The sequence below is a fragment of the Pseudoalteromonas sp. TAP-3C genome (genome assembly GCF_059888565.1).
In genome coordinates this window covers 2251246-2264556 of sequence record NZ_CM187618.1, presented here as the reverse complement: position 1 = coordinate 2264556, position 13311 = coordinate 2251246, and the positions used below count along the sequence as shown (strand labels likewise).

The 13311-nt window shown below is 41.5% G+C and carries 11 protein-coding genes and 2 pseudogenes; 5 read left to right on the top strand and 8 right to left on the bottom strand.

The genetic code is table 11. From position 1 onward, the window contains the following. Window positions 1-79: 79 nt before the first annotated feature. Complete coding sequence (locus AC6H44_RS10650; RefSeq protein WP_500735407.1) at window positions 80-1126, top strand: NAD(P)-dependent alcohol dehydrogenase; 1047 nt, start codon at window positions 80-82, stop codon at window positions 1124-1126. Between the two features lie 42 nt (window positions 1127-1168). Here AC6H44_RS10650 and AC6H44_RS10645 read toward each other — a convergent pair. Further along, window positions 1169-1402, bottom strand: a pseudogene (locus AC6H44_RS10645) (MFS transporter); the annotation flags it as partial. Here AC6H44_RS10645 and AC6H44_RS10640 point away from each other — a divergent pair. Both AC6H44_RS10640 and AC6H44_RS10635 read left to right on the top strand, forming a co-directional pair. Next, window positions 1392-1508, top strand: a pseudogene (locus AC6H44_RS10640) (helix-turn-helix transcriptional regulator); the annotation flags it as partial. The pseudogenes AC6H44_RS10645 and AC6H44_RS10640 overlap by 11 nt on opposite strands. An 88-nt stretch (window positions 1509-1596) precedes the next feature. Next, window positions 1597-3732 carry a TonB-dependent receptor gene (locus AC6H44_RS10635; protein WP_500735406.1) on the top strand — a complete coding sequence of 712 codons (2136 nt, stop codon included), beginning with the start codon at window positions 1597-1599 and terminating at the stop codon, window positions 3730-3732. 307 nt (window positions 3733-4039) lie between these two features. Here the strand turns inward: AC6H44_RS10635 and AC6H44_RS10630 are convergent, their stop codons facing one another. Beyond that, entirely contained in the window at window positions 4040-4210 is a 171-nt protein-coding gene (locus tag AC6H44_RS10630) for a DUF2986 domain-containing protein (RefSeq protein ID WP_500735405.1), read from the bottom strand. 161 nt (window positions 4211-4371) lie between these two features. On the opposite strand from AC6H44_RS10630, the gene AC6H44_RS10625 reads away from it, so the two are divergent. Then, window positions 4372-5859, top strand: coding sequence for a dipeptidase (locus AC6H44_RS10625; RefSeq protein ID WP_500735404.1), 1488 nt, complete (start codon window positions 4372-4374; stop codon window positions 5857-5859). Window positions 5860-6058: 199 nt separating this feature from the next. After that, window positions 6059-7672, top strand: coding sequence for an IS1634 family transposase (locus tag AC6H44_RS10620; protein ID WP_500735403.1), 1614 nt, complete (start codon window positions 6059-6061; stop codon window positions 7670-7672). 19 nt (window positions 7673-7691) lie between these two features. Here AC6H44_RS10620 and AC6H44_RS10615 read toward each other — a convergent pair whose 3' ends face one another. From AC6H44_RS10615 to yghU, 6 genes are all read right to left on the bottom strand, one after another. Continuing rightward, a complete protein-coding gene (locus AC6H44_RS10615) occupies window positions 7692-8453 on the bottom strand; it encodes an EAL domain-containing protein (RefSeq protein WP_500735402.1) in 762 nt (253 codons plus the stop codon). A gap of 206 nt (window positions 8454-8659) precedes the next feature. Then, window positions 8660-9088 carry an OsmC family protein gene (locus tag AC6H44_RS10610; RefSeq protein ID WP_500735401.1) on the bottom strand — a complete coding sequence of 143 codons (429 nt, stop codon included), beginning with the start codon at window positions 9086-9088 and terminating at the stop codon, window positions 8660-8662. A 152-nt stretch (window positions 9089-9240) separates the two neighbouring features. Next, on the bottom strand, window positions 9241-10386 hold the full coding sequence (locus AC6H44_RS10605) for a N(5)-(carboxyethyl)ornithine synthase (RefSeq protein ID WP_500735400.1): 1146 nt from the start codon (window positions 10384-10386) through the stop codon (window positions 9241-9243). A gap of 268 nt (window positions 10387-10654) precedes the next feature. Continuing rightward, complete coding sequence (locus tag AC6H44_RS10600; protein WP_500735399.1) at window positions 10655-10789, bottom strand: DUF2256 domain-containing protein; 135 nt, start codon at window positions 10787-10789, stop codon at window positions 10655-10657. Between the two features lie 14 nt (window positions 10790-10803). Continuing rightward, complete coding sequence (locus AC6H44_RS10595; RefSeq protein WP_500735398.1) at window positions 10804-12300, bottom strand: cryptochrome/deoxyribodipyrimidine photo-lyase family protein; 1497 nt, start codon at window positions 12298-12300, stop codon at window positions 10804-10806. 163 nt (window positions 12301-12463) lie between these two features. Beyond that, window positions 12464-13306: a glutathione-dependent disulfide-bond oxidoreductase gene (gene yghU, locus AC6H44_RS10590; RefSeq protein ID WP_500735397.1), complete on the bottom strand. Its 843-nt coding sequence runs from the start codon at window positions 13304-13306 to the stop codon at window positions 12464-12466. Window positions 13307-13311: the final 5 nt, after the last annotated feature.

Below are 13311 nucleotides of genomic sequence, written 5' to 3'. Positions count from 1 at the left end.
TGCAGTTGCACATGATCAGCTTATGTTCAGAGCTGACAGTGCATACTGCGTGTGATTTTTAATAAACTATGGAGTTATTATGAAAACAGTCGGATATGCAGCAAAAAGCCAAGGTTCTGAACTTACAGAGTTTTCTTTTGAGCGCCGCGATTTACGAAATAACGATGTAGCAATAGAAATTTTATATTGTGGCGTATGTCATTCAGACTTACATGCAGTGCGTAACGATTGGGGTGGCAGTAATTACCCACTTGTCCCAGGGCACGAAATTGTCGGTAAAGTAATATCAGTTGGTAGTGATGTAAGCAAATACCAGCTAGGCGATACTGTTGCCGTAGGCTGTATGGTTGACTCCTGCCAAAGCTGTGATCAATGTCACAACCACGAAGAGCAGTTTTGTCGTGAAGGCATGGTAGGTACTTACAGCGCTAAGGATAGAATAAACGGTGAAATGACCCAAGGCGGCTACGCTAAACATGTTGTAGTGCGCGAAGAGTTTGTGCTTTCTGTGCCTAAAAATTTAGAGCTCTCACGCGTGGCACCGTTACTGTGCGCTGGTATTACCACCTACTCTCCGCTACATAAGTGGGGCGTTAAAAAAGGTAGCCGCGTTGCTGTAGTTGGCCTTGGCGGACTGGGCCATATGGCGGTTAAAAATGCAGTTGCCATGGGTGCAGCTGTTACTGTTATTGGTCGTACTGAGTCTAAAAAAGAAGATGCAATTAAGCTCGGCGCACAGCATTATTTAGTATCAAACAACGATGATGAAATGAAAAATGCGCAGTCAGCCTTTGACGTTATTATTGATACCGTGCCGGTAAAGCATGATTTATCAATTTATACACCGCTGCTTGATATTGACGGCACGTTAGTGATTGTAGGTCAAATAGGGCCAATCGATGAAATAAACACGGTGCCGCTTTTATTGGGCCGCCGTCGTGTGGCGGGTTCGTTAATTGGTGGTATTGCAGAAACACAGCAAATGCTGGATTTTTGTGGTGAGCATAACGTTCTACCTGAGTGTGAAATGATCAACATAGATGAAATTAACACCGCTTATGAGCGCATGGAGCGCTCCGATGTGCGATACCGCTTTGTGATTGATATGGCATCAATTGAGGTGTAATTAAGCCATAAATTAGTGCAGAAGAGCCGCTATGCGGCTCTTTTATAAGTAATATACTGTCGCAGCCTGCCTGTTGTTTATTTGTATAAAGCTCAGCCACCACATTACTAGCCCAGCTAAAAATAATACTCCTGCAACATAACCGGTTTGATTCGGCTGTGCACCCTGTGCAATAGCAATGCCTCCAACCCAAGGGCCAATAGCATTAGCAATATTAAACGCACACTGCACTAATGCGCCAATCATGGCGTGGCCATTAGGTGATAAATCCATTAATGCGATTGAAAAAGATCATTTTGATCTCAGCTTGCCATTGGCTTTTAAAGCAGCAAGGCTGTTTGAGCTAACAATAGAAGATATTTTTGATGACCAACAGCGCTAAAAGTTAACAAAGTGCGACAATATGTCGCGCTTTTTATATTGCTGCAGCACGTATAATTTACCCACAAAAATTTTGTGGTAAATTAATAATGACTGATAAAAAAATCCGTTCAACTTCTTATTTATTATCGCCTTTAGCACTTGTTATAAGTAGCGTACTATCGCCTATTGCCTTTGCAGATGACACCTCAATTGAAGTAATTGAAGTGCATGGCCAAGCACAAAACAAACACCTATCGCTCGGTTCATCTGAATCGTTATTAACGGATTTAGGCGTGGACTTTTCAGCGGCTGGTGGCATGGCTAACTTGCCGGTTTTAAATGGTTTAATGGGTGATAGAGTAGCGGTATTGGTAGATGGTGCACAAATCACCGCTGCCTGTGCCAATCAAATGAACCCGCCGTTGTCGTATATTTCAGCCAATCAAATTAGTAGCTACAAAGTAATTGCGGGTATTTCTCCGGTAAGTGCCGGTGGCGATAATATTGCAGGGGTGATCGCGGTTAATTCCATCGCGCCTCAATATACTCAAAACAGCGAGCTTGCCTGGCACTCTGGTTATGTATCAGCACAGCATAATAGTATTGATAATGCTAAAAAAGTAGGCGCAGGCATGCGTGTAGCAAGTGATGTATTCAGTTTTAATTATCAGGGCGCGTTTAGTGATGCTAACAGTTATAAAGATGGTATCGGCGATTTAGTGCTCGATACCCTATACCGCGCGCAAAACCATAGTTTAAGCGCTGCCATGCGCGATGATAAGCAGCAGTTAGTGGTAAAACTAAGCCATCAAAAAATACCGTATCAAGGCTTTGCTAACCAATATATGGATATGACAGATAACACCAGCTATGGCGCTGTTGCCCAGTATAAGCGTGCTTTTACTAACAGTGAGCTTGAAGCACAATTAAATTGGCACAGCGTAAAGCATGATATGGGCTTTTTTAGCGCAGAAAAGCCCGGAAAAATGCCAATGAAAACCGACGCTGAAGATATAAGCTCACAGTTAAAGTGGCGATTAGCGATTGATAACAACAGCCAGCTATTGCTCGCGCAAGAATATCATTATATGAACCTTGATGATTGGTGGCCAGCGGTTGAAGGCTCAATGATGATGGGGCCAAATGACTATAAAAACATTAATAATGGCCGGCGTCAGCGTATTGCCTTGCTTGCTGAATATGAAAGCCAATTAAATACCCGCTGGTGGTTAAATGCAGGTATTCGGTTTGAAAACGTCTTGACTAATACTGATGACGTGCAAGCATATAACACAGGCATGGCGGCCATGAATGCTATGAGCAGCATGATGAATAACATGCCAAGTGATGCTATGGCGGCTAAAGAGTTTAATGATAAAAACAAAAAACAAACAGATAACCTACTTGATGCAAACGTGCTCATTAACTACCAACTAAGCAATAATGACGAGCTGCAAATTGGCTTAGCCCGTAAAAACCGTGCGCCTAATTTATACGAGCGTTACAGCTGGGGTGTGGGCAATATGGCCACCACTATGATTGGCTGGTTCGGTGATGGTAATGGCTATATTGGTAACATGGCTCTAAAACCTGAAACCGCGCACACGCTAAGTACAACCTATAATACCATGGCAAAAGACGACAGCTGGCGTATGAGTGCTAATGCCTGGGTGAGCGACGTGAATGACTATATTGACGCCAATATAGTAAGAAGCTTTAACCGAACAAGTCTTGCTGATAACACCCGTAATATTTTAAAGTTTGATAATGTAAATGCCACTTTGTACGGGTTAAAGCTTGATGCAGCATTAGCACTGCATGAATCTAAGCAGTATGGTAGCTGGTTGTTAAACGCTAACATTACTAACACCCGCGGTAAGCGCGACGATACCAATCAGCCTTTGTATCAAATTAAGCCGCTGCAAACCCAATTTGCCATTAACCAGCAAATTGGCCGCTTTGAAAATGCACTTACTTGGCAATGGGTCGATAGTAAAACCCGTGTAGATAGCAATCGTCTAGAAAACCAAACTGCGCAGTATCATTTACTTAATTTAAGCTCTAAAGCCAGTTGGGATGCGCTGACCGTGAGTGTTGATATTACCAACCTGCTTGATGAGTATTACCAGTTACCACTGGGCGGCGTGAGTATTGCAAAGTTTAAGCAAGACTCAACGCAAGGGTTTAATCAATTAGTAGGGCAGGGTCGCTCTATTAATTTGGCTATGAGTTACGCGTTTTAAAATAAGTGAGTAAATTAGTATGAGCTGTCAGATTCGGTTTTAGGTTAATCGAATCTGACGGTTTATTGCTAAAAGTAGCCGTATTACTTCTGTTCACAGAAATCAATAAATTGTGTTAACAACGGTTTTTTGTATTTTTTATGCGTTACTAACCAAAACTGCTGGTGCATGGGGAGGTTAAGTTGTGTAATGCGGCCATTTTTTAAAGCATATTTTGCCGCAAAAGATGCAAGCCGCTTAACCCTAAATCGTTAACGTTAAGTTACTTTGCGGCCAATGCGTAATAGTGGGCATTATTATAATGTCATTAAGCATTTGTTTGTGGCGCGTCAATGTCATCTGGTTCAATAACGTGTTCGGCAAGCTTTGCACGTTCTGCTTTGGAGATATAAGCGGGCTTATTGCTTTTATGCAGCTTGGCATTAGCGCGTTTATCTTTGCTATTAAACTTAGTGACGATCTTTTTTCTGCGATTCATGATTAACCCCGTAATTTTAAGCACCGTATTATACAGCCATCTTTAGTAAAGCTGTTAGACAAATATAGTGGCGGTTTGACGGTCAATCGCAAAGCGTTGTTTGTTATTAAGTTAGGGCGTTATAATCATGGTTCTTAGTTGTTAATTAAATGGACGCTGTTTTGAAAAAATTAGTTTTAGCGAGTATGTTCTTGTGTGCGTTTAGCGCGCAGGCCCAATTAAATAAATACAGTGAAAGCGTGGCCGAATATGCGGTAAATACCTACCAAAATGCACAGGTGCATACGCTAACTAATTTGGTGTCGTTTCCTACTGTTAATAAGTCTAGTTTAAGTGCGCCACAAAACCCCGACTTTATTGGCTTTAAAGCGCTATTAAAAATGAAAGCCGCTGAGCTTGGTTTTGATTATCAGGATTTAGGTTACACCGTGCTTATTGGTATGGGGCAACAAACTGAAAAGGTAACCATAGTCACCCATGGTGATGTACAACCTGCAAACGCCAGCAAATGGAAGCAAAGCCCATTTATTATTGATACCTCAGAACAGGGTAAATTAATTGGCCGAGGCACCGAAGACGACAAAGGCGCAATTGCTACTGCTTTATATGCCATGAAAGCGATAAAAGATAGAGGCATAGCGCTTAATAACCGCATTGAACTCATGATTTATCTAGCGGAGGAGTCTGATTGGGGGCCTTTAACCGAATTTATGAAAACCTATCAGCAACCAAAATATGCGGTAACCATTGATGCCTCTTACCCTGTGGTGGTTGCTGAAAAAGGGTGGAGCTTAATTGCGCCGACATTTGATGCAACATCACCAAAAACAGCTGTGTATGTAAGCGAGGTAACCGGCGGCGCATTTGCCAGCCAAATCCCAGAAGATGCCAGCCTATTACTACATAACGCCGATGTAACATTAATTAATCAATTAAAAGCAAAAGCGAATACACTTAAGCAAGTTGAATTTACTTTTACAGAGCAAAATAACGCACTGACCATAAGCGTTAAAGGCATGTCGGCTCACTCATCTGAGCCAGAATCAGGCGTAAATGCCATTGCTCATTTAGCTGAAATATTTAAAGACGTTGAGCTTGAAAACAACAGTGACGGCCAGTTAATTAAATTTGTAAATCAGCTTATTGGTTTAGATATTTATGGCAAACAGTTTGGTGAAATTGCTTATAAACATGATTTTATGGGGCCAATGACCGTCGCACCTACGGTGATTGAACGTCAGGGTAATGCGCTTACTTTAGCCGTTAATGCCCGCCGCCCTGTGGGTAAAGATGAGGTGTTACTTAAGCAACAAATTGATAAAGCACTTACTAATTGGCAAACGGCTAATCAGGTCACGTTAGCTAATATTAACACCACCATTGGCACACCTATGCTTTTAGATAACGCGCCGCATGCACAAAAGCTACTTGATATTTTTAAACATTTTACGGGTGATAAAAACGCGGGTTTTGTCTCTATTGGGGGCGGTACAAATGCTAAGTTATTTAATAATGCAGTATCGTTTGGCCCTTCAATGCCGGGTAAACGTTACACTGGGCACTCAGAGCATGAGTTTATTACCCTTGAACAGCTCGAGCTTAATTTGCGTATGTACACTGCAATGATGATAGAGCTGGGAAATATGTAAACTATACGGTGGGCGCCAAAACGAAAAAACCGCCTAACTGGCGGTTTTTTATAACAACTGTGTGTTATTGCTGTCATTCCGCACCCTAAATCTGAATTAAATTAGTTCATTAAATGAGCGGTTGATCGAATTTTGTTAAAAAATACTTGACGGCGATCCCCATATTTGATCTATTACTCTCTTTTGAGAGCGCGTATTTATGTCTATCCCTTATGCCCAAAAACTCGAACACCACGGCTTAGTTGCTGGATTTTGTCACGATCTAGGCTTTGTCGATATTATTGATAACGCACTCGGTGGCGTGGCGCCTGAGCGCAACATCAGTTGTGGTCAATTGGTGTTGGCCATGGTGCTAAACGGCTTAGGTTTCACTGGCCGCACACTGCATATGTACAGCGAGTATTTTCAAGGCAAGCCGCTTGATAGATTAATTGGTGAAGGCGTAAAGTCCGAGCACATCAACGACGATGCGCTTGGTCGCTGTTTAGACACCTTATATGAATACGGCGTATCGAAGCTGTATCAACAATTGGGCGAGGCGGTGGTAGAGAAATTAGGGTTGCAAACCCAAGCCTTACACCTTGATTCGACAAGCTTTCATTACGATGGCAAAGCGACAAGCGAGCCCGATGATGGTGAACCAAAACCTATCCGTATCGCCAAAGGCTATTCGCGCGACCATCGCCCTGAGCTCAACCAAGTGATACTCAATCTTATCTGTGAGAACCAATCCGGCATACCGGTTTATATGAAGCCTGCCAGTGGCAACAGTAATGACATGGAAGGCTTTAAACAGATTGTAAAGGCACATATTGGCAGTTTAAAAGCCGCGCAAGCCAGCCGCTATTTGGTGGCCGATGCCGCCTTGTATGTGCAAGAAACCATTAAAGATTTACATACTCAAGGCCAACTGTTCATTACGCGGGTACCGCAAACCCTCAAAGAAGCCAAAAGCCTCGTTAAGCAAGCGCCTAACTTGAATTTTACGCCGATTTCAGCAGGCTATGAAGGCGTGAGTTATGACAGCGAATATGGGGGGGTGAAACAAAAATGGTTGCTCATTCGCAGTGAGCAGGCGTATAAGCGAGAGCAGCATAACCTGAACAAGCGTATGCTAAAAGCCGGAGAAGTTGCCCGCAAAAGCTTTAAAAAACTGTGCCAACAACGCTTCGCTTGCGAAAAAGATGCTCAAGCAGCCCTTGTCAAATGGCGAGGTAAACAAGCGGTATGTGATGTGGATGCACATGTTGTTGAAGTAGCCATTTTTAAGGGAGCAGGACGCCCTAAACTCGGACAATCTCCTGAGCGTATCGAATACCAGATTACGGGTGCATTATGCACACCACTGGCATCCAGAAAAGCCGCTTTACAACAACTGGGTTTGTTCATTATTGCCACCAATGATGTTAGCGACCATCTTGACATGGCAAACTTGCTGAGCAGCTACAAAGCGCAGCAGAATGTAGAAAAAGGCTTTCGATTCTTGAAAAGTCCCGACTTCCTTACGAGCGCTATTTACCTGAAAAAGCCTGAGCGCATTGAAGCGTTACTCATGGTAATGACTTGCTGCCTAATGGTGTACGCGGGGTTAGAGCATCAAATTCGCAAAACCTTGGTCGAGAAAAACTGCTACTTCCCCACAATGAAATACAAGCCGGGCCAACGCCCCACGGCACGCTGGGTGTTCCAGTGCTTCGAGCATATCATCATAATGTATTGGCCTGATAAGCCACCCATGGTGGCGAATATGCAGCCGCGCAATCAAACCATTGTTGATTGCTTGGGTGAAAAATATCAGCGGATTTATTCTTAAAATGGGTGCGGAAGATCGGTTATTGAAAGCTCACTTCAGGCAAGCATTCAAACCCGGGTTTTGCAAACAAATAGCCTTGCATTAGCTCAATACCTGCATTTTTTAACCAATAATACTCTTCTACCGTTTCAATGCCTTCTGCAAGTGCTGTAATGTTAAGTTCTTTGAACATGTTTAAGCAGTTGCGCACAATTGCTTGGCGTTTCTTGTCTCGGTTAATGCTACGTATTAATGCCATATCAAGCTTGATGATGTCTGTTTGAAAATCAGCGAGTAAGTTTAACCCCGAATACCCTGAGCCAAAATCATCAACGGCGGTTTTAAAGCCTAATTTTTGATAATAATCGACAACACGTTTAACATGACTAGCATCTTCTATTTTTTCAACTTCAGTGAACTCAAACATGATGTTAGTTGTTGGGAAATTGTACTTTTTAGCAGCCTCTAATGTAGTACGAATACAGCGCTCTGGCTGATAAATTGCATTGGGTAAAAAGTTAATGCTTAGCATGCTGTCTACACCTAGTTTAGAGGCCAGCGCAATCGCTTTTATTCTACAAAGTTGGTCAAAAGTATAACGATTGTCATCGTTAACGCGAGAAATAATGGAATAGGCAGATTCATTATTCAATCCACGAACCAGCGCTTCGTATCCATAAACAGTATTGCTTTGACAATTTACAATTGGCTGAAATGCCATCGTAAAATCAAAATCTAGTTCGTTAGAATCAGCGCAATTATTACAAGACACTTTTTCACAACTTTTTGATTTTTCATTCATTCATCGACCCTTTGTAATTTGCCTATAGTTAAGTTTCTAATAAGCTTAGCAAAGTATTGAGGTTTTACATAATATAATTAGCTATTACTAATGTAACTCACAATAAAAATTTATGCTGCTTTTTTTAGTTATTTACTACTAAATAAACAATAAGGTTATATGCCTATAACCTTATTTTACACTTTAAATACCGTGAATTTACATCATTAGTTAAGCGTTGCGGTTAGCATAATCGTGGTGTTTAGTAATTTTGAAATAGGGCAGCCTTTTTTGGTGTTTTCGCAAAGGGCTTGAAATTGCTCATTGGAAATATCAGCAATTTTTGCATTAACTATTAATTCAATTTTACTGACAGCAAAGCCATCGTCTACTTCATCTAAACTTACAATAGCTTTAGTGTTTATATTCTCAGCGGTAAAGCCTGCGTCACCTAAAGCCAATGACAGCGCCATGCTAAAGCACGCACTGTGGGCTGCACCAACCAGCTCCTCTGGGTTAGAGCCGGGTTTATCTTCAAAACGAGTATTAAAACCGTACGGCTGGTTATCAAGTGCGCCACTTTGTGTTGAGATATCCCCTTTCCCACTTTTAATATCGCCAGACCAATTTGAGCTTGCCGTTTTTTTAATTGTCATTATGTTCTCCTTACCTTGTTTAGGGTGTTAGCTTTTTAGCTTAACCAGTATTAGCCTGTATTATTTGCAATAAGTTGTAAACCATACATAGCAAAACAGCTAAAAAGCGTTATTTATAAAGTAAGTTGCAAAATAGAAGCCAGGTAACTTAGTTATATCTTTTGTTGATAAGGCGGGGTATTTTCACGGTTTTGAAACGCTAAAATAGCTTTGTTTTTAATTATTCCATGTTCAATATTTATGGCGCGGCGAATGGTCTCATCTTTTTGCCATTGTTTGGGACCGGCTAAAAAAGTAGGCAGATATACAATAAGCGCAGCAGAAATAGATCGGGTTGCACTCTCCCATAAGTAGCTAGGGGTATGATCAACCGCATAATAATTTGTGGTTTTGTAGTTAAACATCGGGTTTTTAAATGTTGTTGGTTTTGCAAAAAAGAAGCCCATTCCTTCATCGCAACTTACATCAATAATTAGGCTGTTAGGCTTTAAGCAATCAGCCTCAGATTCAATCACAAAGTTAATCGGTTTAGCGGTTTCTTGGTATGTGCCATTAACAATAATATCAGCTTCGCTGATGAGTTCAGTTAGGGGACGCTGTGAGCTATCGTGCTCAACCACCATCATTCTTGCTTCGCCTTCACTTCCTTGGCGTATTTTTACATAATGACAATCCAATACTTCTTCACGTACTTCATGATCAGGGCGCTGTATGCAAATTGTAATATCTCTGAAACCACGGGCTTTAAGCGCATAAATAGCCCCTCGGCTAACAGCACCAAAACTAAAAATAATAGTTTTACGTTGTTCACCATAATGGCCGTCAATGCCTTTTAGTTGCAGTGCATGTAACACGGCACAATAACCTGCCATTTCGTTATTTTTATAAAAAGTATGACGCCCAACATTACCCTGTGGAGACCATACAAACATATCTTCAAAGGCAATTAAGGTGAGTTTTCTATCGAGTGCAGCTTGGGTAATTGCTTGCTGCTGCACGCAATGTGCATATCCCCAAATTGTGCCGCCTTCTTTTAGCTCTTTTAAATCGGCAAGTACCGGCTTTGCGATAATGGCGGTACCAATTTGGCTAAGAATATCGCTACGTGATGCAATTCCACCTGTTTGTGCTGTAATTTCTTCATCACTGATATTAAATGCGCTGCCGTAACCTTGTTCAAAAATCATTTTTTTTCTGAGTTTTTCAGGTATACGCATTAAATGAGCAGGATGTATCGGGTAGCGTCTTTCGTCTGTTTTACGTGATGTTCCAATCACGCCAATAGTTAATTCACTCATGCTATATCCTTGATTAAAGTATGCTGAGTTTATAAACGAATAATGCTACATCGCTGACAAACAAAGAGGTGTTTTACAGGCAGGCTAACGCCAAAGCTGTAAAATTGTGCTTGGTAAAAGGTGTTATTTTTATTTAGCTGTGCTTGACTGTTAAGTAGGGGGTGGTTAAGAGTGTTAACTTGCAACGAGTGGCAAGTTGAAACTCCACTCACTATAACAGGTATATAAACTATAAAGTGATATTAAAATGGATTAGCTTTTATTAAGGTTATTTATTGCGTTTACAGCGCTCGGAACAATAAATAACGTTATCCCAATCTCGTTGCCATTTTTTACGCCACGCAAAAGGCTTGTTGCACACAGGACATATTTTTTCTGGAAGGGTGAGCTTTTTATGAACCATGGTTATTTACCTGATCACTTTTTGGTTTTACGTACGGTGGGTGTTATTGCCACATGTTTTTTTAGTATGGCATGAATCGCGCGTTTAACATCGCTGCGTTCGCGGTATTGCCATAGCCTTTCACGTGCCTCTTTTGAGGCGGTGGTTAAATCAAGCATCGGCTCGGGGTAATCTTCACCTAATTTAAAGTCGTTAAAGAGTGCTTCCATGGGTGTTTGCTCCCAAGGTTGATGTAAATACTCAATGGGCAGCTTTTCAAGTTCAGGACACCATTTTTTTATAAACGCGCCGGTTGGATCCTGATCCTCTGACTGCTTTATAGGGTTGTAATGACGAATGGTATTAATGCCGGTTACAGAGGCTTGCATTTGAATTTGTGGATAATGAATACCTGGCTCAAAATCTAAAAAGTAATTAGCCAATGGTAAGCTTGCCTGTTGCCAACTAATATTTAAATGATGGGTGACAAAGCTAACTAGCATAGCGCGCATTCTAAAATTAATATAACCGGTGACTTTTAAGCAGCGCATACAAGCATCAATAATAGGAATACCTGTTAGGCCTTGTGCCCAGCGTTCAATATCGCTTGTAACTTGTGCGTCATCGCGATACGGAAATATATGGTAGCCGGGGTTGAGTGCCTTAAATTCCATGCTACATTCGCTTTCAAACTTTTGCATAAAATGACAATGCCAATGCAGCCGAGATACAAACGCGGCAAGCGGGCGCTTCCAGCCTTTTTTATCAGGATGCGTTGCATGGTAATGCTCAATCGCCATTTGATAGACTTGCCTAAGGCTAATATTACCCCAAGCTAAATAAGGCGATAGCCGTGAGCAATGGGTGCGACTTAAACTCGGACTTGATATGCCTTTTTGATAGCCTTTACCACGTTCTGCAAAAAAACTTTGCATTGTTTCACGCGCAATTCGTGGTCCACCTTGTTGAAAATTATCATCATCATTGGTGTAACTATTTGGCAGCGTTGGTGGTTCATAGTGAGTGAGCGTAACTGGTTGAATGTGTCTCCAATCTGGAATGGCAATAGGGGCTTGCATCGTTTGTTGCCAGCGCTCATTCCAATTATTGCGATTTTTTTTACCGCGTATCACAGCCCCTGTTGGCGACTCTAACCAGTTAATATGATGGTGTTGGCACCATGTTTTAATGGCTTGGTCGCGCTCGAAGGTGTTATTTAAGCCAATTTCTTGGTGACTAAATAAGTTAACTATTTCAAACTGGGTGCGCAGTAATTCAAGTAAGTCATGCATATTTTGCTTAAATACGTACACACAGGCATTAAAGCGGGCAAGTTGCTGGTTTAAATCAGTGAGCGACTGATACACAAAGCGCCAATGTCGCTCGTTGTAATGCGCATCTTCAAGTAGTAAAGGCTCGAAATTATAAATTAAGAGTGTAGGCAGGGCGCTACTAAACGCATTTTTAAGCGGTTGATGATCGCTTAAGCGTAAGTCGCGTTTAAACCAGACAACATTTATTTTTGGGCGCATAAGATCAAAATATTTTCTAACCGTGCAATTAAGACAAAGTACTTCTTATAAATACGAAGTGCTGCGGTTTTGCGATTTAGTTTTTTAAATTAAAAATGAGAAATAATGTTTTTAGATTTAATCAAAAATAGTAGCTAGTCAGTATATAACTCTATTTTGACTTTTATTTAAAATCTTGAGCACTATGACGCTCTGTCATCTGTTCTTCCTCTTTGCCCCATGTGCGATTAACACGACGGCCTCGCTTAACAGCAGGGCGTGCAGCTATCTGTTTAGCCCAGCGCACAACATAGGTATACGAGGCTACATCTAAAAACTCGCCCGCATCGTACAAATCGCCTAACACGAGTGAGCCATACCACGGCCAAATAGCAATATCGGCAATTGAATACTCATTGCCTGCCATGTATTCATGGTTGCTTAAATGGCGGTTTAATACATCCAGCTGGCGTTTAGTTTCCATGGTGAAACGGTCAATCGGGTACTGCATTTTACTTGGTGCATAACTGTAAAAATGACCAAAGCCACCACCTAAATAAGGTGCCGAACCCATTTGCCAAAACAGCCAGTTACGACACTCGGTTTTTGCGCTAAAATCTTTAGGTACAAGGGCATCAAATTTTTCGCCAAGGTATTGTAAAATTGCACCCGACTCAAATATGCGTGTTGGCGGTGTGGTTGAATGATCCATCAGTGCCGGTATTTTTGAGTTTGGGTTTATATCAACAAAGTCCGAGCTAAACTGATCGCCTTCACCAATATTAATTAAATACGCATCGTACTCAGCATCGGTTAAACCAAGCTCTAAAAGCTCTTCAAACATAATGCTAACTTTTTGACCATTGGGAGTGGCTAGCGAATAAAGTTGAAATGGATGCCCACCAATCGGCAGTGTTTTTTCATGAGTTGCGCCGGCAATGGGGCGGTTAATATTTGCAAATTTACCACCACTCTCATTGTCCCATGTCCATACTTTAGGCGGGGTGTATTCGTTGTTCTCACTCATAAATA

Coding starts and splice junctions, on each gene's coding strand:
- AC6H44_RS10650 (WP_500735407.1), top strand. CDS start 80: ATGAAAACAGTCGGATATGCAGCAAAAAGCCAAGGTTCTGAACTTACA.
- AC6H44_RS10635 (WP_500735406.1), top strand. CDS start 1,597: ATGACTGATAAAAAAATCCGTTCAACTTCTTATTTATTATCGCCTTTA.
- AC6H44_RS10630 (WP_500735405.1), bottom strand. CDS start 4,210: ATGAATCGCAGAAAAAAGATCGTCACTAAGTTTAATAGCAAAGATAAA.
- AC6H44_RS10620 (WP_500735403.1), top strand. CDS start 6,059: ATGTCTATCCCTTATGCCCAAAAACTCGAACACCACGGCTTAGTTGCT.
- AC6H44_RS10615 (WP_500735402.1), bottom strand. CDS start 8,453: ATGAATGAAAAATCAAAAAGTTGTGAAAAAGTGTCTTGTAATAATTGC.
- AC6H44_RS10610 (WP_500735401.1), bottom strand. CDS start 9,088: ATGACAATTAAAAAAACGGCAAGCTCAAATTGGTCTGGCGATATTAAA.
- AC6H44_RS10605 (WP_500735400.1), bottom strand. CDS start 10,386: ATGAGTGAATTAACTATTGGCGTGATTGGAACATCACGTAAAACAGAC.
- AC6H44_RS10600 (WP_500735399.1), bottom strand. CDS start 10,789: ATGGTTCATAAAAAGCTCACCCTTCCAGAAAAAATATGTCCTGTGTGC.
- AC6H44_RS10595 (WP_500735398.1), bottom strand. CDS start 12,300: ATGCGCCCAAAAATAAATGTTGTCTGGTTTAAACGCGACTTACGCTTA.
- yghU (WP_500735397.1), bottom strand. CDS start 13,306: ATGAGTGAGAACAACGAATACACCCCGCCTAAAGTATGGACATGGGAC.